This is a genomic window from Mesorhizobium sp. WSM4830 (genome assembly GCF_055811495.1).
The window spans coordinates 208,217-230,270 of record NZ_JBVVQI010000008.1; the positions used below are offsets into that span (position 1 = coordinate 208,217).

Genomic DNA, 22,054 nt, shown 5'->3' on the forward strand with positions numbered 1-22,054 from the left:
TGAAAAAGCGGCGGCGCACGCGCCGCCGCCGGGCGACAATCCTGCCGGTTAGTCGGCGACGGCGCTGGTGTCGGCCAATGTCGAGACGTCGGGCGCTTCCTTGATCAAGCCCATCTGCAGCAGAAGCTCGCCGGCGGTCTTGGAAAAGTCCTGGAATTCCTTGGTGAAGAACTGCTTGTTCTCGGCCTTGTCGGCCCATTTCAGGTATTTGGCCGACTCTTCGAACTCCTTGGCCGACTGCTTCACGTCGGCGCCCATCGTCTCATAGGATTTCGCGGGATCGCTCTTGATCAGGTCGAGTGCCTCGAAATAGCTGTCGGCGAGCGCCTTGGCCGCATCCGGATTGGCCTTGAGGAACTCCGGCGTGCAGCCGACCGTGTCGAGCACCATCGGATAGTCGAGAGTGGTCACAAGGATATGGCCCTGGTCGGACTTTTCGCGCACCGCCGAGATGAACGGCTCATAGGTCACCGCCGCATCGTTCTGTCCGGCTAGAAACGCCTGCGCCGCCGCGTCCGGCTCCAGGTTGACGACCGTCACGTCCTTGGTCGACATGCCGTTCTTGTTGAGCACCCAGGCCAGCATGAAATAGGGCGACGTGCCCGGCGCCGAGGACGCGACCGACTTACCCTTGAGATCGGCGACAGTCTTGATGTCGTTGCGGGCGACGATACCGTCGGCGCCGTAGGATTTGTCGAGCTGGAATATCTGCTTGGTCGTCACGCCGTTAGCGTTCCAGACCAGCCAGGTCTCGACCGTGGTGGCGGCGCATTGCAGGTCGCCGCTGGCGATGGCGAGCGGCCGGCTGGCTTGCGGCACCTTCTTCAAGGTGACGTCGAGCCCGTGCTTTTCGAAGATGCCGGCTTGCTTGGCGAGCGTCAGCGGCGCAAAGCCGGTCCATCCACTGATGCCGATGCTGACCGATGTGGCAGCCATCGCCGGCGCGCACAATCCAACGGCAAGCGTCAAGCTTGCTGCAAGAATTCCGATCCTATTCATGTCGGTTCCCCTTTTATGTGTTCGGATGGGGGAATTGTGTCACAGACGCCCACAGGCTTGTCAATGAAGCATATGCTGCACTGCGGTATGTCATCGCGGACAGGCGAGTTCGGCATTAGCGGCTGTTGTACATCCAGCTGCGGTCGCGCCACATTTTTTCGCCCACCAGACAGTCGGTGACGGGGCTGTCTTGTGCCAGCACCAATGGCGGATGGGCCGCCTCTTCCGCCGCTCGCTGCGGCGAGGCCGGACCGGCAAGCTCCAGCACCAGCTTACGGCGGATGGCCTCCGGAAACTGCGTCCAGTCATTGACCGGGATCATGAAGGAGCCCGGCCCGCCGATGACGCAGTCGCTGTAGTAACGGTCGAGATTGTTGACATCGTACGCGCTGCTGAACCCGCCCCTGGTCATCAGCGGCAGGCCGTTGACGGTGATGCCCTGCTTGATCACGGCATCGCGGGTGATATCGACAGGTGCGCCCTGGTTGTTGGGGCCGTCGCCCGAAATGTCGATCACCCGCTTGACGCCCTGGAAGCCGCTTTCGGCAAAGAGATCGCTGGCGAATTCCAGCGCGCCGGAGATAGAGGTGCGCCTGGCACTGGCCGGCGGATGCGCGGAAAGCTGCGCTGCCAGCCGCTCGGCGTCGGCACGATTGGCGATCACCGTCCACGGAACGACGACCTGCTGCCAGGTCGCGCCAGCCCATTCGACATAGGTGACGGCAATCTTGCCGTGAGCGCCTTCGCCGATTGCCTGCAGCACATCGTCATGCGTCAGCGCCGCCGCATAGCCGTGACGCTGGATTTCGAGCTCGTCGGGCGACATGGAAAGCGAAACGTCGACTGCCAGCACCAGTTCGATGTCGACGGGTTCGGCAGCTCGGGATATCGCCGTCGGCCATAGCACCGAGGCCAGCGCGGCGGCACCCGAGACGAGATGTCTTGCACAGGCAAAACCAGACATGCCGCACGGTAAGCGAAAATAGTCGATCGACAAAGAGAAAAGCCCCGCCGAGAGCGCGGCTGTTCCAGTCACGTTTTTGCGAGCGCGTCTCTAACGCTCAGCTGCGCGGATTGAGGTTCTCCGGGTCGTAGAGCGGCCTGTAACCGACGGCAGCCACTTCGACCGGGTATTTCTCGCCGAAATATTCGACGCTCAGCTTACGGCCCTCCTGACAATAAGCCCAGGGCAGGTAGGCGAGCGCGATATTCTTGCCGATGGTCGGACCGTAGGCCACCGAGGTCGTGAAGGACCGGCGGCCGAGCTCGTCGACCAGCGTCTCACCGGTTTGCGGGTCCATCACCGGCATCGTGCCGACCGGATAGCGGGGAACGCCGTCGGAATCGGTATTGTCGGTCATGATAAGCGTGCAAAGCATGGCCGGCTGATGCGCCCGGGCGCGATATTCCAGATGCTTTGCCTTGCCGCAGAAATCGGCCTCCTTGACCTTCGGGCGGGCAAGATCGGCTTCCAGCAGATTGTATTCGGTCAACAGATCCGCGTTCTGCAGGCGCAGGCTCTTCTCCATGCGGCGGCTGTTGGCATAGGTCTCGACGCCAAAGGCCATCACGCCGGTCGAGCGCAGCGCGTCCCAGACGGCCAGGCCGTCCTCGTAGCGCATGTGCAGCTCCCAGCCTTGCTCGCCGACATAGGAGATGCGGAAGGCGGTCACGTCCTTGCCGCCGATCCTGACGGGCTTGATCGCGGCAAAGGGAAAATTCTCCGGCGTCAGCCCGTCGGGGTTTTCCACGCACTTGCTCAATGTCGCTCGCGCGTTCGGACCCCAGATGCCGACGGTCACGTACTTCTCGGTCACGTCGGTGACGGTAACGTCGAAGCCTTTGTCTTCTGCCGTCCGGCGCATGTACTGGAAGTCGCGCGGTCCGGCATCGGCGCCGTCGATGACGCGGCAGCGGTCGGCCATGCGGATGACGGTCAGGTCGGCGCGCACCATGCCTTGCTCGTCGAGGAAATGGGTGTAAATGCCCTTGCCGATATTGCCGTCGCCGCCGATCTTTGCCGCGCACAGCCATTCCATCAGCGCGACATGATCGGGACCTTCGACGTCGTACATGGCGAAATGCGAGAGGTTGACGATGCCGCAATTCTCGCTCATCGCGAGATGCTCGGCGTTCGAGACGCGCCAGAAGTGGCGGTTGTCCCATTCGTTTTGGCGCACCGGCACCCGGTTGCCGTATTTCTCGAGCAGATGCTCGTTGGCGGCGTAGCCATGGGCGCGCTCCCAGCCGCCGAGCTCCATGAAATAGCCGCCGAGTTCCTTCTCGCGCTCCCAGAAGGGCGAACGGCGGACATTGCGGGCCTTGGAGAAGGGTTCGCGCGGATGGACAGCCGGGTTGTAGACCTTCATCGCGGTTTCGGTGCAGCGGTCCCAGATGAACTGCTCTTTCGTCTGGTGCGGATAGAAGCGCGAATAGTCGATGGCGTGGTGGTCGATCGCCGTGCGGCCGTCCGTCATCCAGTCGGCGATGAGCTTGCCCATGCCGGGGCCGTCCTTGACCCAGATCGCCACGGCATACCAGAGGCCCCTCACCTTCTGGCTTTCGCCCATCGAGGGGCCGCCGTCCGCCGTCACCTGCAGCAGGCCGTTGAAGGAATGGCTCTCATTGTAGCCCAGCTCGCCCAGGATCGGCGTCAGTTCCATGGCGCGCTCGAGCGGCGCCAGGATCTGCTCCATGTCGAGATCGCGTTGCGACGGCGAAAGCCGTGCCTCGTTTTTCTCGAGAATATCGCGCGGATGGCAAAGGCGGGGATTGGTCTCTTCGTAATAACCCCATTCGATCTGCCCGCCTTCGGCGGTCTTGGGGTCGCCGGTGTCGCGCATGTAAGCCGAGTTGCCCTGGTCGCGCAGCAGCGGCCAGCCGATCTCCTTGCCGGTGCCGGCGAACTCAGTGTACGGACCGAAGAAGGTAAGCGGATGGTCGATCGGCATGACCGGCAGGTCCTCGCCCGCCATTTCCGCAATCAGCCGTCCCCAGATGCCGGTGCAGACCACGACATAGTCGGCCTCGATGGTGCCGCGGTCGGTCACCACGCCCTTGATGCGGCCGTTTTCGATGACGAGCGACTTCGCCGAGGTATTGGCAAACGCCCTGAGTTTGCCGGAGGCTTCCGCCTGGTCGACCAGCTTGCCGGCGACCGTTTGCGAGCGCGGGATGACGAGGCCGGCGTCGGGATCCCACAGGCCGCCCTGTACCATCTGTTCTTCGATCAGCGGGAATTTTTCCTTGATCTCGGCCGGATCGATCAGGCGGGCGCGTGTGCCGAAGGCCTTCGCCGAGGCGATCTTGCGCTTGATCTCCGCCATGCGGTCGTCGTCGCCGACGCGGGCGACCTCGAGGCCGCCGATGCGCGCGTAATGCCCCATCTTTTCGTAGAAATCGATGGAATAGAGCGTCGTCCAGCACGACAGGAAATCATGGCTGGTCGTGTAGCAGAAGTCGGAAGCGTGCGCCGTCGAGCCGATATCCGTCGGAATGCCCGATTTGTCGATGCCGACAATATCGTCCCATCCGCGCTCGATCAGGTGATGGGCGACCGATGCGCCGACGATGCCGCCCAGCCCGACGATGACGACCTTCGCCTTTTCCGGAAACCCTGCCATTGCCCGCGACTCCAAGATGCTATTGCGAGCAGACTATAGGGCGGCGCGGCGGCGCGCTTGCAGCCTGTTTGCGACATCGCCAAAAAAGCCCGCGCCACCAGCTCGTCGAATGCAGTTAGAGCTACGCCTTCGCCCCGCTCGGTACGAAGACCCTGTTAGAGCCCGTTCTGCGCAGCTTCGAAGAAAAGTGCATCCCTTCATCGCCTATTACCGGAAGCAAACAAAGGCCGGGCATTTTGCCCGGCCTTCGAAAATCATGACGTCGACCTTACTTGATGCGGGCGACGCCGCCCGAGATCTCGATGGTTTCCGAACCGGTCAGCGCCTCGAGGTCGCCATTCGGCAAGGTAACGAAACAGCCGCTCGGGCAAAATTCCACGGTTTCGCCGGCGGCCAGCGCCAGCTCGGTCTTGCCGCCGCCTTCCGTCACGATCAGCGTGCGGGTCTCGGCGTCCTTATTGACCGCGCTGGCGGCATGGGCCGAACCGCCCACGGCCAGAAAAGCGATGGCGGCGACGAGAGACTTCCACATTTTGCAGTATCGGTGTTGCCACCGCCTCTGTTGCATTTCGCAAGGCATTCTCGCCGTTTGCAGGTGAGCTTATATGCAATGCAAGCTGAACGGCAACTGAATGCCGCATTCATGCCGCAATTGGTTTCCGAAGGCTTGAAGGCAAGCTCCAAACAGCTAGTCGGGGTCCGGCTTCCGTACCTTGCGTCCCGACTTGGCGAGACGTTTCGCCTCGACCGCCGCTAGGGCCTTTGCTTGTTCCCGCTCGGCGAATTCGACTTCGATCTTGTCGTCGTCGATCGGCCACGCCTCGTGCTTTTTGGTCTCGACGACGGCGCGAGGCGTCGACGGAATTTCGATATGCTGGTCGGCGAACACATCGAAGATGGTAAAGCGGATGTCGTTCTGGACGATATTGCCACTAAGAACATCCGCCAGGAATACGCGGATCTCGAATTCGAGTGCGGCCGGGCCGAAATTGGAAAACAGCACAAAGGGTTCCGGGTTCTTCAGCACCAGCGGATGGCTGCGTGCGATCTCCAACAGGACGCCATGCACGTGCTTGACGTCGCTGCCATAGGCAACGCCGACCTTGATGTCGATGCGGCCGAGCTTGTTGCGGTGCGTCCAGTTGCCGACCGCATTGTTGATCAGGTTTGAATTGGGCAGGATCACCGATTGCCGTTGGAACGTCTCGATCTCGGTGGCGCGCACGCTGATCTTTTTGACCGTGCCGCTGATGTCGCCGGCGACGATCCAGTCGCCGACCTTGAACGGCCGCTCGGCCAACAGGATCAGGCCCGACACGAAATTCGAGACGACATTCTGCAAGCCGAAACCGATGCCGAGGGACAGGGCGCCGGCGACCAGCGCCAGATTGGAGAGGTCGATACCGGCCGCCGAGATGCCGACCAGTGCCGCGACCGCGACGCCGGCATAACCGACCGCCAGCCGGATCGAATTGCGCACGCCGGTGTCGACCCGGCCGCGCGCCATTACCGAGCCGTCGAGCCAGCCCTGGAACCAGCGCGTCAGGAAATAGCCGATGATGAAGACGACGACGCCGGTGAGAATGCCGATGACCGAGATCGTCACCGAACCGATGGTGAGGCCGGTCGCCAGCTTGTAGGCCCAGGCCTGGATGTCGCCGGGCTGGAAGCCCCACATCAACAGGATCAGCGGCAGGAACACCAGCACGATCATGATGTTGATGGCGGCGCTGACGACAAGCCCGAGCTGGTCGAGGGCGGTCTCTTCGTAGCTTGAATTGGCCGCTAGCCAGCGCCCGATCGACGTTTTGGCGAAACCACCTTCCTCGCCGATCGCCCGCGCCGACAGGAAGCCGATATAGGCGGTGACCAGGATGGTGCCGGTGACCACGACCTGCAGCGAGACGAAAATTGCAAGGCCGATATAGCCGAGCAGTGCCGATGCGATGGTGAATAGGCCTAGCGCGACGGCGGTGTAGCGCAGCCACGCCGGCCACGGGCGCCAGCTTCCGTCGAGGGCCTTGAACGGCTTCAACAGGCCCATAAGGATCAGGATGATGCCGACGATGATGGTGGCGATGAAGCTTCTGGCGATGGTCAGCGACAGTGGCGAGCCCATCTTGTCGTTGACGACAGACAGGAAGTTGTTGCTGCCGATGACGACAGCCATGGCGGTCGTCAGCCGCACCAGCCAGCGCGCCGGGCCGGTTTCGACCGGGATCAGACGCCAGTTCGGCAGTCGGGGTTCGAGCGCTGCGTTGGTCAGGCGGTTGACGCAGAACACCACCGCGATAACGGCAACCAGCGAATTCAGGAAGATGCCGATGTCACCACGTAAAACGTTGTAATAATTGAAGAAGAAGATCGTCGAGACAAGGAAAGCGCCGACCGCCAGCGTCGGCAGCAATGTCGACCAGAACGCCACCGACAGGCGGCTGAGATAGGAGGGATCCTCGACGGAGGGATCCGCTTCGAAGACGCGGCCGAACAGGCGTCGGCCGCCGATAAAAAGCACTGCAGCGAATGCGAGCGCCATCAAAGTCGCGGCAAGAATGGCCTGGAACTTGAACTTGAAGGCGAAGCGCAGCCACGACGACACCGCCTTATAGAAGCCGGAAAACTCAGCGTTGGCGTCGGAAAAGACTTCAGGGCTAAGCGCATCGGACAGCACGTAGCGCTTAGTAAGTACATTGCGGAACAGCTCGCTGCGCATGTTGCCGATCTTCTCGATCAGCCCGCTGATGCGGATCGACAGGTTCTGCGCGCTGGCAATAACGGCGTTGATCTCGGCTTTTTCGGAAGCCAAGGCCTGGCGTTCACCGGTTACGATGTCTGGCTCGGCCGGCTGGCCCGCGGCCGGCGGAGGTCCCAGCATCTCAATCCGATCGTTGATGTCGCCGAGACGCGAGCGGAACGCTAGCGCGCTGGTGAGCGCCGCCCGCGACAGATCCTCCAATTGCAGACGGATTTCCACGAGGGTGGCATCGTCTTGGCCGTCCTGCTGTATCTTCTTCTCGAGATCGTCGGTTTTGGCCGTCAGACTCTGGATGACCTTCTGCTGGTCTGCGACCAGCCCGGCGGCGCCCTGCCCGAGTGCCTGCGCCATGGCAACGAACGACGGCGGCGCCGAGACGACAAGCGCAAGAATCAAGACCAGGCGGAGTAAACGAAAGAACATGATTTTTCTGGCGACTCGCGGGCGGCATCGGCAGTTTTGAAGCACGTCCTTGATAAAGAGGCTCATATCACGGGGCAAGTCACCCCAGGCGGCTCGTTTTTTCGAAGTCCCGCCAATCGAAGTCGGCCAATCCAATTCGAAGTCGGCCAATCGAAGTCGGGGAGTCGAAAAGCGATGGCGCAATCTTGGCTTTGCATCGGTGGCCTGCTCTATAGTCTGCCGCCAAGTCTGAAATGGATGACAATAAGAATGGCGGAATATTCGGCCTTTTCGCTTCTCAAGAACGCGCTGACCGGAAACAAGGACTGGAGGCCGGCCTGGCGCAAGCCCGACCCGAAGGCGTCCTACGACGTGATCGTCATCGGCGGCGGCGGCCATGGCCTGTCGACCGCTTACTATCTCGCCAAGGAGCACGGCATCACCAATGTCGCGGTGCTGGAGAAGGGCTGGCTCGGCTCCGGCAATGTCGGCCGCAACACCACGGCGGTCCGTTCCAACTATCTCCTGCCGGCCAACACGCGCTTTTACGAGCATTCGATGAAGCTGTGGGAGAACCTGGCCCATGACCTCAACTACAACGTCATGTTCTCGCAGCGCGGCTGCCTGAACCTCGCTCACACACCTGCCCAGCTCGACGACTATGCCCGGCGCGGCAACGCCATGCGCCATCTTGGCGTCGACGCCGAACTGATGACCCCCGCCGAAATCGCGCGCCTGGTGCCGGCACTGGACGTCTCGGCCACGGCGCGCTTCCCGATTGTCGGCGGCCTGATGCAGCGGCGCGCCGGCACCGCCCGCCACGACGCCGTCGCCTGGGGCTACGCGCGCGGCGCAGATCGCCGCGGCGTCGACATCATCGAAAACTGCGAGGTCACCGGCTTCCTGCGCGACGGCGACCGCATCACCGGCGTCACGACGACGCGCGGCGAAATCCGCGCCAAGAAGGTAGCGGTCGCGGTTGCCGGCAGCACCGGGCGGGTCATGCGGCTTGCCGGCATCGAGACGATGCCAATCGAGAGCCACGTGCTGCAGGCCTTCGTCACGGAATCGCTAAAGCCGTTCATCGACACGGTCCTGACCTTCGGCATGGGCCATTTCTATATGTCGCAATCGGACAAGGGCGGCCTTGTCTATGGCGGCGATCTCGACGGCTACAACAGTTACGCCCAACGCGGCAGCCTGCCGATCGTCGATGAGGTGATGAGCGAGATGCTGGCGCTGTTCCCTGGGCTGGCCCGTGTCCGCATGCTGCGCTCATGGGGCGGCGTCTGCGACATGTCGATGGACGGCTCGCCAATCATCACCACCGGTCCGCTGCCAGGCATGTATCTCAACTGCGGCTGGTGCTATGGCGGCTTCAAGGCGACGCCGGCTTCCGGCTGGTGCTTTGCCTGGACCATCGCCAAGGACGAGCCGCACGACCTCAACGCGGCCTTCACGCTCCACCGCTTCTACCGTGGCATGGTGATCGACGACAAGGGCCAGGGCGCCACGCCCCGGCTGCATTAGGTTAGAGATCCATGCTCATCACCTGCCCTTATTGCGGCCCGCGCGACGTGATCGAATTCACCTATCAGGGCGACGGCAACCGCCAGCGCCCAGAGCCCGCCTCGCAGAACCTCGACGCCTGGAACGCCTATGTCTACGACCGGCTTAACCCGGCCGGCGACCACAATGAGATCTGGCAGCATTCCGGCGGCTGCCGCGCCCATCTCAGGGTCGTGCGCAACACGCTCACGCACGAGATCTCCAGCACCGCGTTCGCGCGCGGCGACCACAACTCGGTTGCGCGGCACCGGGCCGAGGACAAGCTATGAGCCCGCGCCGTACCGAGGCCGGCGGGCGCATCGACCGGCTGCGGACCATCCGTTTCACCTTCGACGGCGCGCCCTATACCGGCCACGCCGGCGACACGCTGGCTTCGGCGCTGCTGGCCAACGGCGTCTCCCTGTTCGGGCGTTCGTTCAAATATCACCGTCCGCGCGGCGTGCTGACCGCCGGTGTCGAGGAACCAAACGCGCTGGTCACCGTGTTGAGGGGCGAGGTTCGTGAGCCGAACATTCCCGCCACCATGGTCGAGATCTATGACGGGCTGGCAGCAATCAGCCAGAACCGCTTCCCCTCGCTTGCCTGGGACGTCAGTGCCGTGAACCAGCTCGGCGGCAAGCTTTTGTCGGCCGGCTTCTACTACAAGACCTTCATGGGACCGGTGATCGGTCCGCTGAAAGGCACGCGCTTCTGGATGTTCTGTGAGCATTTCATCCGCCGTGCCGCCGGCCTGGGCAAGGCAGGCACGGCTCCCGATACGGCCCGCTACGAACGCATGAACGCGTTTTGCGATGTGCTGGTGGTCGGCTCCGGCCCGGCCGGGCTGATGGCCGCAAGGGCGGCCGCCGATCAGGGTGCACGCGTCATGCTGGCCGAACTCGAGCCGCATTTCGGCGGCTCGGCCAATTGGTCGGGCGAGACGATCGACGGCATGCCGGCCGCCGACTGGGCAGCGCGCGCCGCTGGCCAGCTCGAAGGCCGTGACAACGTCCGCCTGCTGCCGCGCACCACGGTCTGGGGCTATTATGACGGCAACACGCTTGCCGCGATCGAACGCGTCACCGACCATAAGGAAACGCCCGGCAAGGGCGAACCGCGCCATCGCTACTGGACGATCCGCGCCAAATCGGTGGTGTTGGCCACCGGCTCCCTGGAGCGTCCGCTGGTCTTTCCGGGCAATGATCGGCCAGGCGTAATGCTGGCGCATGCTGCCGAGCGTTATGCCAATGAATATGGCGTGCTGCCAGGCGACAGGATCGGGCTGTTCACCAACAATGACAGCGCCTATCGCTCCGCGCTTGCGCTGAAAAAGGCCGGCGCCGTGGTCGTCGCCATCGTCGACGTGCGCCCTGAGCTTTCGAGCGAAATGCGCAAGCTGGCCGGCGAAGCGGAGGCCGAGATCCTTTCCGGCCACGCGGTGATCGCCACCGAGGGTGGCAAGGCGCTTTCCGGCTTCAAGGTGCAGCGCTTCGACATGGTCAACGGCGCGCTTTCGGGCGATGCGCGCAGCATCCACGCCGATTGCCTGCTGATGTCGGGCGGCTGGTCGCCGACCATCCATCTGGCCAGCCAGGCCGGCGCCAAAGCCGAATGGAACGAAGCATTGCAAGCGTTCCTGCCGCCCAAGCCGACGACACGGCAATGGATCGGCGCCGGTGCCTTCACCGGCAGTTTCTCCACCGCCGAGGCGATCGCCGAAGGCCGCGCCGCCTGTCTTTCCGCTGCGGGCGCAACCGCCACGCCGGCGGCCTTGCCTGCCGTGGAGGCAGCGCCTGGCGATCCCGATCCGGCGCCGGTGTTCGAGATCAAGGCCGAAGGAAAGAGCTTCGTCGACTTCCAGCATGACGTGACGGCGGATGACGTGCGGTTGGCGCATCGCGAAGGCTTCGTCTCGGTCGAGCATCTGAAGCGCTACACTACGCTCGGCATGGCGACCGACCAGGGCAAGAGCTCCAACATACCCGGCCTTGCCATCATGGCCGAGGCGCTTGGCAAGCCGATCCCGCAGGTCGGCACGACGCGCTTTCGCCCGCCCTTTTCGGCGGTGTCGATCGGCTCGCTTGCCGCCGAACGCTTCGGCGATCTGAAACCCGAACGGCTGACGCCGATGCATGACTGGCACGTCGCCAATGGCGCCACCATGTATTCGGCCGGCCTGTGGTACCGGCCGATGATCTATGGCCATCCCGGCGAGACGATCGAGCAGGCCTATGTCCGCGAAGCGAGAGCCACGCGCGAGAGCGCCGGCATTGTCGACGTCTCGACACTGGGCAAGATCGCCGTGCAAGGCCCGGACGCGGCGGAATTCCTCGACCGCGTCTACACCAACATGTTTTCGACGCTGGCCGTCGGCAAGGCGCGCTACGGGCTGATGCTGCGCGAGGACGGTCTCGCCTTCGACGACGGCACCACGTGGCGCCTCGACGAGCAGGATTTCCTGATGACCACCACCACGGCCAATGCCGGCAAGGTGATGCAGCATCTGGAATATTTCCTCGACGTGATCTGGCCGGAGCTCAAGGTCCACGTCACCTCGGTCACCGACCAATGGGCCGGTGCCGCCATCGGTGGGCCGAAGGCAAGGCAGATATTGGCTGCTTGCGTCAGCGGCACCGCCGTCGACAATGCCGCCCTGCCCTTCATGGGCATCGTCCACGGCGAAATCGCCGGCGTGCCGGTGATGATCTGCCGGCTGTCCTTCTCCGGCGAAATGGCCTTCGAGGTCTATTCCGGCGCCGGTTACGGCACCCATGTCTGGGAGGCGCTGATCGAAGCCGGCAAGCCGTTCAGGCTGGTGACCTACGGGCTGGAGGCGCTGGGCACCATGCGCATCGAGAAAGGCCACGTCACCGGCGCCGAGATCGACGGCCGCACCACGGCACGCGATCTGCATCTCGACTGGATGCTGTCGAAGAAGAAGCCGTTCATCGGTTCGGCGATGATGGACCGCGAGGGGCTGATCGCACCCGACCGCCTGGAACTCGTCGGTATTGTTGCGCTCGACAACCAGCCGCTCAACGGCGGCGCGCACATCGTCGAGGAGCTTGACGAAACCAATCCGCGCGGCTCGCTCGGCCACATCACCGCCTGCTGCTATTCGCCGGCGCTCGGCAAATATATCGCACTTGCCCTGGTCAGGGGCGGCAAAGCGCGGCGCGGCTCGCGTGCCTATGTTTCCGACCCGCTGCGCAACCGGTTCGGGCCGGTCGAGATCGTCTCCAACCATTTCTTCGATCCGGACGGGAGCCGCATGCATGGTTGAACGCCAATCACCGCTTGAGCCGGTGCTGCATCCGGGCTCGCATGGCAATTTCGAGCACGGCGTCGAAATCATCCTCTCCGAAACCGGGCCGGGGTCGATCCTGCAGCTCGCCGCCTGGCCCGGCGAGGAGAAGAAGTTGATGGCCGGCATCCATACGGTCACCGGTCTGGCTTTGCCCGACGGCGCCGGCGGCGGTGTCACGGACGGCGTCAGGTCGGTGTTCGGCTTTGCCCCGGGAAAGTTCACTGTGGTCGATGAAGCCAAGGGATTGGCGACGGCCTTTGCCGATGTCGTCAATGCGGCCATCGGTACGGTGACCGACCTTTCGCACGGCCGCACCGCGATCCGTATCGCCGGGCCGAAGGCCGAGTGGGTGTTGGCGAAATTCTTCGCTATCGACTTCGCGCTGCCGGCTTTCCCGATCGGCGCCGGCCGCTCGACCATGCATCACGACGTCTTCGCGCAGATCCAGCGCACCGGCGCCGATCAGTTCGACATCTATGTGTTCCGCTCGTTCGCACGCTCGTTCTGGAAGGCGCTCTGCCACGCCAGCGAGGAAGTCGGCTACGAAGTGCAGTAGGCCGAGGCGGCGCGTTACGTCAGCTGCTGAACGTCACCCACTCTTCCAGCGGCGCGCGGTCGGTGCGGAATGCGTTTTCGGGCTTGGACGTATCCTCATGGCCGAGCGCCATGCCGCAGACGACGATCTCCTCGTCGGGAATGTTGAGCACCGGCCTGATCTGCCGGTGATAGGGCGCGAAGGCAGCTTGCGGACAGGTGTGCAGGCCCCTGCCCCGCGCCGCGACCATGATATTTTGCAGGAACATGCCGTAGTCGATCCATGACCCCTTGTTCAGCCGCCGGTCGACGGTGAAAATCATTCCGACCGGCGCATCGAAGAAGACGAAGTTGCGGTCGTGCTGTGCACGCATCCTGTCGACCTCGCGCCGGCCGATGCCGAGCACGCCGTAGAGGCCGAAGCCGTTGGCCCGCCGTCGCGTCAGATAGGGTTCGAAGAACTGGTCGGGATAGTAGCGGTACTCGTCCCACTCGGCCTTTTCGGCGCGGATGCCCGAACTGAGGATAGCGTCGGTGATGCGCTGCTTGACCTCGCCCTTGGTCACATAGACCTTCCAGGGCTGCATGTTGGTGCCTGAGGGCGCGCGGGCGGCAACGGCGAGAATATCGCGGATGGTGTCGTCGTCGACCATATCGGGCAAGAAGGCGCGTACGGACCGCCGCGAGGTAATCGCGTCATCGACGATCGCCGCCGCAATCCGGGAGTTGTTTTCCAGCATGGGCTGTCCCTTTGCGCATAATCCTGGAACCCGACTATCCGGAAAGGATCATGCGCCGACTAGAAGTGATGGAGCATCCTTGCGAGTTTCTATGAGCGCTCGATGCCCTATCCGCCTCGACCGGACTCGCCGCTCGTGCGCCGAGCCTTTGCCCGAACCGTCAAAATGGCGCAAGTAAATCTTGTGGGCGCGTGAAAACCCTCTTGATTTTTTCATGAACCTGCCGTCACATGAAATTTACTGGGAATTTTTCACCGAAACAGGGATGGCTTTGCCCTCAACCGCCGCCAGATCGGAACAGGACAACGGCGAACGGCTGCTGGCCGGCGACATTCGCGCGTTGCGCAAGGCGCGCGGCCTGACGCTTGCCGAAATCGCACTGAAGCTCGGCCGTTCCGTCGGCTGGGTCAGCCAGGTCGAGCGCGGCCTGTCGATCCCGTCGCTCGGCGATCTCAGGGCCTTCGCCGAATTGTTCGGCGTGCCGGTCAGCCTGTTCTTCAGCCATGACGTGCCTGTCGAGACCGAACGCGGCGTGGTCGTGCGTGCCGGCAGCCGGCGCACGCTTGGCACAAGCGATTCCGGCCTGGTGGAGGAGCTTCTGTCGCCCGATCTCGGCGGTAGCTTCGAGATGCTGCGTTCGGTCTTCGCCCCGGGTGCCGAGCTGAAGGCCGAGGCGCGCCGGCCGACCGAGGAAGCCGGCTACGTCGCTTCCGGCAGCTTCGACATCGAAATTGCCGGCATCTGGCACCGGCTTGGAGAAGGCGACTCCTTCCGCTTCGACGGCAAGCCGTTCCGCTGGCGCAATCCTGGAGCCGAGCCGGCTGTCGTCATCTGGGTGGTTTCGCCGCCCGTCTATTGATCTGGAGAAGAACATGGCCGGTTTGCCGACCACGGCACGCGTTGTGATCATTGGAGGCGGTGCCGTCGGCGCCTCCTCGCTCTACCATCTCGCCAAGGCGGGCTGGACCGACTGCGTGCTTCTGGAGAAGAACGAGCTGACCTCCGGCTCGACCTGGCACGCCGCCGGCAATGTGCCGACTTTCTCCTCGTCATGGTCGCTGATGAACATGCAGCGCTATTCGACCGAGCTCTATCGCCGGCTGGCCGACGAGGTCGGCTATCCCATGAACTACCACGTCACCGGCTCGCTCAGGCTCGCCCATTCGACCGAGCGTATGCAGGAATTCCAGCGCGCCAAGGGCATGGGCCGCTACCAGGGCATGGATATCGACGTGGTCGGGCTCGACGAGATCAAGCGCCGTTACCCCTTCATCGAGACGCATGAGCTGAAAGGCGCGCTCTACGATCCGAGCGACGGCGATATCGACCCGGCGCAATTGACCCAGGCGCTGGCTAAAGGTGCCCGCGACATGGGCGCGAAAATCATCCGCTTCTGTCCGGTCACCGGCGTGCGCCGCGACAACGACGAGTGGGTGGTCGGGACGACGCAAGGCGAGATCCGCTGCGAGATCGTCGTTAACGCGGCTGGCTACCGTGCCGCCGAAGTCGGCAGGATGTTCGGCCGCGAGGTGCCGATGATGGTGATGAGCCATCAATATATCCTGTTCGAGGAAATCCCCGAACTGGCGGCGTGGTCGAAGGAACAAGGCAAGAAACTGCCGCTGCTGCGCGACGTCGATACGTCCTATTATCTGCGCCAGGAAAAGAACGGCATGAACCTCGGGCCCTATGAGCGCAATTGCCGCGCCCACTGGGTCGGCCACAACGACCCGATGCCCGACGATTTTTCCTTCCAGCTGTTTCCCGACGATCTCGACCGGCTGGAACATTACCTGGCCGATGCTGTCGCCCGCGTGCCGATCCTCGGCACCGCCGGCCTGTCCAAGGTCATCAACGGGCCGATCCCCTATGCGCCGGACGGCAACCCGCTGATCGGCCCGATGCCCGGCGTGCCCAACGCCTTCGAGGCCTGCGTCTTCACCTTCGGCATCGCCCAGGGCGGCGGCGCCGGCAAGGTGCTGGCCGAATGGGTGACCGAGGGCCAGACCGAATGGGACATGTGGTCGTGCGATCCGCGCCGTTTCACCGCCTTTGCCTCGGCGTCGGATTATTGCGTCGCCAAGGGCATGGAGATCTATGGCAACGAATATGCCATCCAGTTCCCGCGCCATGCCTGGCCGGCCGGGCGCGACCGCAAGCTGTCGCCGCTCCACGACCGCATCAAGGCACTCGGCGCCCGGTTCGACGCCTATAATGGCTGGGAACGCGCCACCTGGTATGCCAAGCCAGGCGACGACATCTCCGAACAATCCACGCTGACCTTCCGCCGTGACGGCCCCTGGCAGCATCGTGTGCGCGAAGAATGCCTCGCCGTCCGCGATGCCGCCGGCATTTTGGACCTGCCGGGGTTTTCCCGTTTCAATCTCGACGGTCCGGGTGCCGCCGAATGGCTCAGCCTCCAGGTGACAGGCCTGGTGCCGAAACCCGGCCGCATCGGCCTCGTCTATTTTGCCGACGACAAGGGCCGCATCGTCACCGAAATGTCGGTGGTCCGCCACGACGAGAACCTGATGACGCTGATCACCGCCGCTGTGGCGCAGTGGCATGATTTCGAATGGCTGAAGTCGCGCATCCCGAAGGACGCCATGTTCAAGCTGGTCGACAGGACGGAGGAGTACTCCACCCAGATCCTCGCCGGCCCCAACTCGCGAAACATCCTCGCCGAACTCTGCGCGGCCGACCTCACCCTGCCCTGGCTGACGCATCAGGAAACCAGTATCGCCGGACGTTGGGCAAAGCTGGTGCGCGTATCCTTCGCGGGCGAACTCGGCTGGGAAATCCACAGCAAGGTCGACGATACCGCAGCGATCTTCGACGCTGTCTGGGCGGCCGGGCAGAGGCATGGGCTAAAACCGTTCGGCATGTACGCGTTGGATTCGCTCCGGCTCGAAAAAGGCTACCGTACGTGGAAGGGCGACCTGTCGAGCGACTATTCGATCCTGCAGGGCGGGCTGGAGCGCTTCGTCAGATGGGACAAGCCCGACTTCCGCGGCAAGGCGGCACTGCAGAACGAAAAGCAGCAGGGCATCAAGAAGCGCTTCGTCACGCTGGTCGTCGAAAACCCCGGCGACTGCGACGCACCCTACATGTCGACGCTGTGGCATGACGGCCGGATCGTCGGCGAGACGACATCCGGCGGCTGGGGTCATCGCATCGACAAGTCGATCGCGCTCGGCATGCTGCGCGCCGACCTCACCGAGCCGGGAACCGCGGTCGAGGTCGAGATCTTCGGCGAACGTTTCAGGGCGGTCGTGCAGAAGGATGAGCCGTTATGGGATCCAAAGAACGAGAGGCTCAGAGCATGAAGAAAGTGATCCTCACCGATGGCGGCATGGGCCAGGAACTGGTCCGCCGCAGCAGTTCCGAGCCGACGCCGCTGTGGTCGGCCAGGGTGCTCATCGACGAACCGGATCTGGTGCGCGACCTGCATGCGGAATTCATCCGCGCCGGCGCCCGCGTCATCACCATCAACACCTATTCAGCCACGCCGGAGCGGCTGGCGCGCGAGGGCGCGGAGGACCTGTTCAAGCCGCTGCAGAAGCGCGGCATCGAACTGGCGAGGCAAGCACGCGACCAGGCCGGCGACGCGGCGATCGCCGGCTGCCTGTCGCCGCTGTTCGGCAGCTATGCGCCGGCGCTGACGATATCCTTCCAGGATACGCTCGACATCTATCGCCGCATCGTTGCCGAGCAGGCGGACGGCGTCGATCTGTTTCTGTGCGAAACCATGGCGTCGGCCGAAGAGGCACGCGCCGCCGTCACCGCGGCGTCGGAAAGCGGCAAGCCCGTATGGGTGTCGTGGACGCTTTCCGACCACGGCACGCCGCGCCTGCGCAGCGGCGAAGCCATTGCAGCGGCGGCGGGCGCTCTTGACCGCCTGCCGGTCGCAGCCCGGCTGGTCAACTGCTGCCGGCCCGAGGCGATCGCTGCAGCGCTGCCCGAACTGATCGCGCTCGGCGGTCCGGTCGGCGCTTATGCCAATGGCTTCACCTCGATCGAGGCGCTCAAGCATGGCGGTACCGTGGAAGTGCTGCACGCCCGCCACGACCTCGATCCGGATGCCTATGCCGGCCAGGCGGTCGGTTGGGTCGAGGCCGGCGCCAGCATCGTCGGCGGCTGCTGCGAGGTCGGACCGGGCCACATCGCCGCGCTGCGCGACCGGCTCGAACAGGCCGGTTATGAAATTTCGGGAGTAGCATAATGCCCAGGCCATCATCGCGCATTTCCGGCATCGTGCCTTCGGGCAAGGATGGCTGGGAGGTTCATTCCGCTGCCTGGGCGCGCAAGCAGGCCGGCGAGGACATCATCATGCTGTCGGTCGGCGACCACGATTTCGACACGCCGAGCGAGACGATCGAAGCCTGCGTGACGGCGGTTCGCGCCAGCAATCACCACTACACCCCGCTTGCCGGCGTTCCGCGCCTGCGCAAGGCGATGGCGGCGGCTTCGACGCTGTGCACCGGCGTTGCGACAAATCCCGACCAGGTCATCGCCACGCCGGGCGGGCAGGCCGCGCTCTACGCGGCCATTCAAGCGGTTCTCGACCAGGGCGACCATGCCATCGTCGTCGCCCCCTATTACGCCACCTACCCCAACACCTTCAGCGCGGCGGGCGCCGAGTTCAGCGTCGTCGAGACCCCCGCCGAGGATGGCTTTCAGCCGCGCGCCGCCGACATCCGCGCCGCACTTCGGCCGAACACCCGCGCCATCCTGATGAACACGCCCAACAACCCGACCGGTGCCGTCTATTCGCGCGAGCACCTGGAAGAGCTGGCGCAGATCTGCCGCGAGCATGACCTCTGGCTGCTGTCCGACGAGGTCTACTGGACGCTCGGCGGCGGCGAGCACATTTCGCCGCGCTCGCTGCCCGGCATGGCGGAACGTACGCTGGTCATCAATTCGATGTCGAAGAGCCACGGTATGACCGGCTGGCGCATGGGCTGGCTGACCGGGCCGGAACCGATGATCTCGCTGCTGACCGACCTCAATCTGGTGATGACCTACGGCCTTCCGGCCTTCATCAGCCTCGCCTGCGCCGAGGCGCTCGAAAACGGCTACGGCGTCAAGGAGATCGCCGAGCGCTATGCCGCGAGGCGCGCCGTCGTCCTCGATGCCATGCATGGTATGAACAATATCACCGTGCGCGGCTCCGAAGGCGGCATGTATGTGATGCTCGACATATCGGCGATCGAGCCGGACGACGAGAAATTCGCCTGGGCTTTCCTCGACCAGGAAAAGGTCGGCGTCATGCCCGGCTCGAGCTTCGGCGAAGCCGCCGCCGGCCACATCCGCTTCAGCCTCTGCCAGCCTGAAGAGGTGCTGATGGAAGCAGCCACGCGCCTGCGCCGCTTCGCTTCCAGCTATCGCCGCGAGGCGGCATGAACGCCCTGCCCCCGAAAGCCATCCCCACCAAAGCAAGAGCGGTCATCATCGGTGGCGGCGTCTCCGGCTGCTCGGTCGCCTATCATCTGGCCAAGCTCGGCTGGACCGATATCGTGCTGCTCGAGCGCAAGCAGCTGACGTCGGGCACGACATGGCACGCCGCCGGACTGATCGGCCAGTTGCGCGGCTCGCAGAACATGACGCGGCTGGCGAAATATTCGGCCGATCTCTACGTCAAGCTGGAAGCCGAGACCGATGTCGGCACCGGCATGCGCCAGGTCGGCTCGATCACCGTGGCGCTGACCGAGGAGCGCAAGCACGAGATCTATCGGCAGGCGTCTCTCGCCCGCGCCTTCGATGTCGACGTGCGCGAGATTTCGCCCAGCGAAGTCAAGCAGGTGTACCCGCATCTCAATGTTTCCGATGTTGTCGGCGCCGTGCATCTGCCGCTCGACGGCCAGTGCGACCCGGCCAACATTGCAATGGCGCTGGCCAAGGGCGCGCGCCAGCGCGGTGCGACGATCGTCGAGAATGTGAAGGTCACCAAGGTCCACACCAGGGCCGGCCGCGTCACCGGCGTGTCCTGGGCGCAGGGCGACGAGCAAGGCCTGATCGATACCGACATCGTCGTCAACTGCGCCGGCATGTGGTCACGCGAACTTGGTGCCCAGAACGGCGTCACCATTCCGGTGCACGCCTGCGAGCACTTTTATCTCGTGACGGAACCGATCCCCGGCCTTTCCCGCTTGCCGGTGCTGCGTGTGCCGGACGAGTGCGCCTACTACAAGGAAGATGCCGGCAAGATGATGCTCGGCGCTTTCGAGCCAGTGGCCAAGCCCTGGGGCATGAACGGCATAAGCGAGGATTTCTGCTTCGACCAATTGCCCGAGGATTTCGCACATTTCGAGCCGATCCTCGAAATGGGCGTCAACCGCATGCCGATGCTGGCAACCGCCGGCATCCACACCTTCTTCAACGGCCCCGAGAGTTTTACCCCGGACGACCGCTACTATCTCGGCGAGGCGCCGGAGCTTTCCGGCTACTGGATGGCGACCGGCTACAATTCGATCGGCATCGTCTCCTCCGGCGGCGCCGGCATGGCGCTGGCGCAATGGATCAATGACGGCGAGGCGCCTTTCGACCTCTGGGAAGTCGACATCCGCCGCGCCCAGCCGTTCCAGAAGAACCGCCGCTATCTCAAGGAGCGCGTCTCCGAAACGCTCGGCCTGCTCTATGCCGATCATTTTCCCTACCGGCAGATGGCAACCTCGCGAAACGTGCGCCGTTCGCCGCTGCACGAACATCTGACGGCGCGCGGCGCCGTGTTCGGCGAGGTCGCCGGCTGGGAGCGCGCCAACTGGTTCGCGCGGGAGGGCCAGGAGCGCGAATACCGCTATTCCTGGAAACGGCAGAACTGGTTCGACAACCAGCGCGAGGAGCATCTGGCGGTCCGAAACGGCGTCGGCCTGTTCGACATGACCTCGTTCGGCAAGATCCGCGTCGAGGGCCGCGACGCCTGCGCTTTCCTGCAAAGGCTCTGCGCCAACGACATGGACGTGGCGCCGGGCAAGATCGTCTACACCCAGATGCTCAACCGGCGCGGCGGCATCGAGAGCGACCTCACCGTCTCGCGGCTGTCTGAAACCGCCTTCTTCCTCGTCGTGCCCGGCGCCACGCTGCAGCGCGACCTGGCCTGGCTGAGAAGACATCTTGCCGACGAGTTCGTCGTCATCACCGATGTGACCGCTGCCGAAGCCGTGCTTTGCCTGATGGGCCCGGATTCGAGGAACCTGATCCAAAAGGTCAGCCCGAACGATTTCTCCAACGAGAATAACCCCTTCGGAACGTTTCAGGAGATCGAGATCGGCATGGGCCTGGCCCGCGCCCACCGCGTCACCTATGTCGGCGAGCTCGGCTGGGAGCTTTATGTCTCGACCGACCAGGCGGCCCATGTCTTCGAGGCGATCGCGGAAGCCGGCATTGACGCCGGGCTAAAACTATGCGGCCTACACACGCTGGATTCCTGCCGCATCGAAAAGGCATTCAGGCATTTCGGCCACGACATCACCGACGAGGACAATGTGCTGGAGGCTGGCCTTGGCTTCGCAGTGAAGACTGCCAAGGGCGATTTTCTTGGCCGCGATGCCGTGCTGAAGAAGAAAGAAACCGGCCTGTCACGCCGGCTGGTGCAGTTCCGGCTGAACGACCCCGAGCCGCTGCTCTTCCATAACGAGGCGATCCTGCGCGACGGCAAGATCGTCGGCCCGATCACCTCGGGCAATTACGGTCATCATCTCGGCGGCGCCATCGGGCTTGGTTACGTGCCTTGCAAGGGCGAGAGCGAGGCGGATGTGCTGTCGTCGTCCTACGAGATCGAGATCGCCGGCGAGCGCTTTGCTGCCGAGGCCTCGCTCAAGCCGATGTACGATCCGAAGTCGGAGCGGGTGCGAATGTAGCGCGCTTTTCCCTTCTCCCCTTGTGGAAGAAGGTGGCCGAGCGAAGCTCGGTCGGATGAGGGGTGTTGGAAGGATCGCTACCTCGAAGAATTACACTAGCGCTTCCGTCTCGCTAATTTAGCGCCTCCATCCCTGATCTTTCCACGCCGCGTTTCTTCCAGCACCCCTCATCCGGCTCGGCGCTACGCGCCGATCCACCTTCTCCCACAAGGAGGCCTTTGCACAGAATCTGATTGGTGATTCTGTAGTGTTGGTCGCTACGGGAGATTCGCGGATGGTTGATCGTG

15 protein-coding genes are annotated in these 22,054 nt (G+C 63.7%); 9 read left to right on the forward strand and 6 right to left on the reverse strand.

Annotation, left to right across the window (positions count from 1 at the left end; all coding sequences use genetic code 11):
- Positions 1 to 48: 48 nt before the first annotated feature.
- From AC0L2Y_RS13500 to AC0L2Y_RS13520, 5 genes are all read right to left on the reverse strand, one after another.
- Positions 49 to 999, reverse strand: a complete 951-nt coding sequence (locus AC0L2Y_RS13500) for an ABC transporter substrate-binding protein (protein ID WP_473556770.1) — start codon at positions 997 to 999, stop codon at positions 49 to 51.
- 115 nt (positions 1,000 to 1,114) lie between these two features.
- Positions 1,115 to 1,963, reverse strand: coding sequence for a DUF1194 domain-containing protein (locus tag AC0L2Y_RS13505; RefSeq protein ID WP_352865265.1), 849 nt, complete (start codon positions 1,961 to 1,963; stop codon positions 1,115 to 1,117).
- A gap of 97 nt (positions 1,964 to 2,060) precedes the next feature.
- Positions 2,061 to 4,622, reverse strand: a complete 2,562-nt coding sequence (locus AC0L2Y_RS13510) for a GcvT family protein (RefSeq protein ID WP_473556772.1) — start codon at positions 4,620 to 4,622, stop codon at positions 2,061 to 2,063.
- Between the two features lie 268 nt (positions 4,623 to 4,890).
- Positions 4,891 to 5,154 carry a hypothetical protein gene (locus tag AC0L2Y_RS13515; RefSeq protein WP_023676533.1) on the reverse strand — a complete coding sequence of 88 codons (264 nt, stop codon included), beginning with the start codon at positions 5,152 to 5,154 and terminating at the stop codon, positions 4,891 to 4,893.
- Positions 5,155 to 5,310: 156 nt separating this feature from the next.
- Positions 5,311 to 7,800 (reverse strand): mechanosensitive ion channel family protein, encoded by a 2,490-nt coding sequence (locus tag AC0L2Y_RS13520; RefSeq protein ID WP_473556775.1) that lies wholly within the window; start codon positions 7,798 to 7,800, stop codon positions 5,311 to 5,313.
- Positions 7,801 to 8,049: 249 nt separating this feature from the next.
- Between AC0L2Y_RS13520 and AC0L2Y_RS13525 the strand changes: the two genes are divergently transcribed.
- From AC0L2Y_RS13525 to AC0L2Y_RS13540, 4 genes are read left to right on the forward strand one after another with little or no spacing between them, the layout of a single operon-like run.
- A complete protein-coding gene (locus AC0L2Y_RS13525) occupies positions 8,050 to 9,309 on the forward strand; it encodes a sarcosine oxidase subunit beta (RefSeq protein ID WP_473556777.1) in 1,260 nt (419 codons plus the stop codon).
- A gap of 11 nt (positions 9,310 to 9,320) precedes the next feature.
- On the forward strand, positions 9,321 to 9,617 hold the full coding sequence (locus AC0L2Y_RS13530; protein ID WP_473556778.1) for a sarcosine oxidase subunit delta: 297 nt from the start codon (positions 9,321 to 9,323) through the stop codon (positions 9,615 to 9,617).
- Positions 9,614 to 12,610: a sarcosine oxidase subunit alpha gene (locus tag AC0L2Y_RS13535; RefSeq protein WP_473556780.1), complete on the forward strand. Its 2,997-nt coding sequence runs from the start codon at positions 9,614 to 9,616 to the stop codon at positions 12,608 to 12,610. The genes AC0L2Y_RS13530 and AC0L2Y_RS13535 overlap by 4 nt, the downstream gene beginning before the upstream one ends.
- Positions 12,603 to 13,190, forward strand: a complete 588-nt coding sequence (locus AC0L2Y_RS13540; protein WP_473556782.1) for a sarcosine oxidase subunit gamma — start codon at positions 12,603 to 12,605, stop codon at positions 13,188 to 13,190. Before AC0L2Y_RS13535 ends, AC0L2Y_RS13540 begins: the two co-directional genes overlap by 8 nt.
- A 19-nt stretch (positions 13,191 to 13,209) precedes the next feature.
- Here AC0L2Y_RS13540 and AC0L2Y_RS13545 read toward each other — a convergent pair whose 3' ends face one another.
- Positions 13,210 to 13,908, reverse strand: a complete 699-nt coding sequence (locus AC0L2Y_RS13545) for a nitroreductase (protein ID WP_473556784.1) — start codon at positions 13,906 to 13,908, stop codon at positions 13,210 to 13,212.
- Positions 13,909 to 14,173: 265 nt separating this feature from the next.
- Between AC0L2Y_RS13545 and AC0L2Y_RS13550 the strand changes: the two genes are divergently transcribed.
- From AC0L2Y_RS13550 to AC0L2Y_RS13570, 5 genes are read left to right on the forward strand one after another with little or no spacing between them, the layout of a single operon-like run.
- Entirely contained in the window at positions 14,174 to 14,767 is a 594-nt protein-coding gene (locus AC0L2Y_RS13550) for a helix-turn-helix domain-containing protein (RefSeq protein WP_473556787.1), read from the forward strand.
- A gap of 13 nt (positions 14,768 to 14,780) precedes the next feature.
- Positions 14,781 to 17,234 carry a GcvT family protein gene (locus AC0L2Y_RS13555; RefSeq protein WP_473556789.1) on the forward strand — a complete coding sequence of 818 codons (2,454 nt, stop codon included), beginning with the start codon at positions 14,781 to 14,783 and terminating at the stop codon, positions 17,232 to 17,234.
- Positions 17,231 to 18,130, forward strand: a complete 900-nt coding sequence (locus AC0L2Y_RS13560; RefSeq protein ID WP_473556791.1) for a homocysteine S-methyltransferase family protein — start codon at positions 17,231 to 17,233, stop codon at positions 18,128 to 18,130. Before AC0L2Y_RS13555 ends, AC0L2Y_RS13560 begins: the two co-directional genes overlap by 4 nt.
- Positions 18,130 to 19,311, forward strand: coding sequence for a pyridoxal phosphate-dependent aminotransferase (locus AC0L2Y_RS13565; protein ID WP_473556793.1), 1,182 nt, complete (start codon positions 18,130 to 18,132; stop codon positions 19,309 to 19,311). Before AC0L2Y_RS13560 ends, AC0L2Y_RS13565 begins: the two co-directional genes overlap by 1 nt.
- Positions 19,308 to 21,767, forward strand: a complete 2,460-nt coding sequence (locus AC0L2Y_RS13570) for a GcvT family protein (RefSeq protein WP_473556795.1) — start codon at positions 19,308 to 19,310, stop codon at positions 21,765 to 21,767. Before AC0L2Y_RS13565 ends, AC0L2Y_RS13570 begins: the two co-directional genes overlap by 4 nt.
- Positions 21,768 to 22,054: the final 287 nt, after the last annotated feature.

Coding starts and splice junctions, on each gene's coding strand:
- AC0L2Y_RS13500 (WP_473556770.1), bottom strand. CDS start 999: ATGAATAGGATCGGAATTCTTGCAGCAAGCTTGACGCTTGCCGTTGGA.
- AC0L2Y_RS13505 (WP_352865265.1), bottom strand. CDS start 1,963: ATGTCTGGTTTTGCCTGTGCAAGACATCTCGTCTCGGGTGCCGCCGCG.
- AC0L2Y_RS13510 (WP_473556772.1), bottom strand. CDS start 4,622: ATGGCAGGGTTTCCGGAAAAGGCGAAGGTCGTCATCGTCGGGCTGGGC.
- AC0L2Y_RS13515 (WP_023676533.1), bottom strand. CDS start 5,154: ATGTGGAAGTCTCTCGTCGCCGCCATCGCTTTTCTGGCCGTGGGCGGT.
- AC0L2Y_RS13520 (WP_473556775.1), bottom strand. CDS start 7,800: ATGTTCTTTCGTTTACTCCGCCTGGTCTTGATTCTTGCGCTTGTCGTC.
- AC0L2Y_RS13525 (WP_473556777.1), top strand. CDS start 8,050: ATGGCGGAATATTCGGCCTTTTCGCTTCTCAAGAACGCGCTGACCGGA.
- AC0L2Y_RS13530 (WP_473556778.1), top strand. CDS start 9,321: ATGCTCATCACCTGCCCTTATTGCGGCCCGCGCGACGTGATCGAATTC.
- AC0L2Y_RS13535 (WP_473556780.1), top strand. CDS start 9,614: ATGAGCCCGCGCCGTACCGAGGCCGGCGGGCGCATCGACCGGCTGCGG.
- AC0L2Y_RS13540 (WP_473556782.1), top strand. CDS start 12,603: ATGGTTGAACGCCAATCACCGCTTGAGCCGGTGCTGCATCCGGGCTCG.
- AC0L2Y_RS13545 (WP_473556784.1), bottom strand. CDS start 13,908: ATGCTGGAAAACAACTCCCGGATTGCGGCGGCGATCGTCGATGACGCG.
- AC0L2Y_RS13550 (WP_473556787.1), top strand. CDS start 14,174: ATGGCTTTGCCCTCAACCGCCGCCAGATCGGAACAGGACAACGGCGAA.
- AC0L2Y_RS13555 (WP_473556789.1), top strand. CDS start 14,781: ATGGCCGGTTTGCCGACCACGGCACGCGTTGTGATCATTGGAGGCGGT.
- AC0L2Y_RS13560 (WP_473556791.1), top strand. CDS start 17,231: ATGAAGAAAGTGATCCTCACCGATGGCGGCATGGGCCAGGAACTGGTC.
- AC0L2Y_RS13565 (WP_473556793.1), top strand. CDS start 18,130: ATGCCCAGGCCATCATCGCGCATTTCCGGCATCGTGCCTTCGGGCAAG.
- AC0L2Y_RS13570 (WP_473556795.1), top strand. CDS start 19,308: ATGAACGCCCTGCCCCCGAAAGCCATCCCCACCAAAGCAAGAGCGGTC.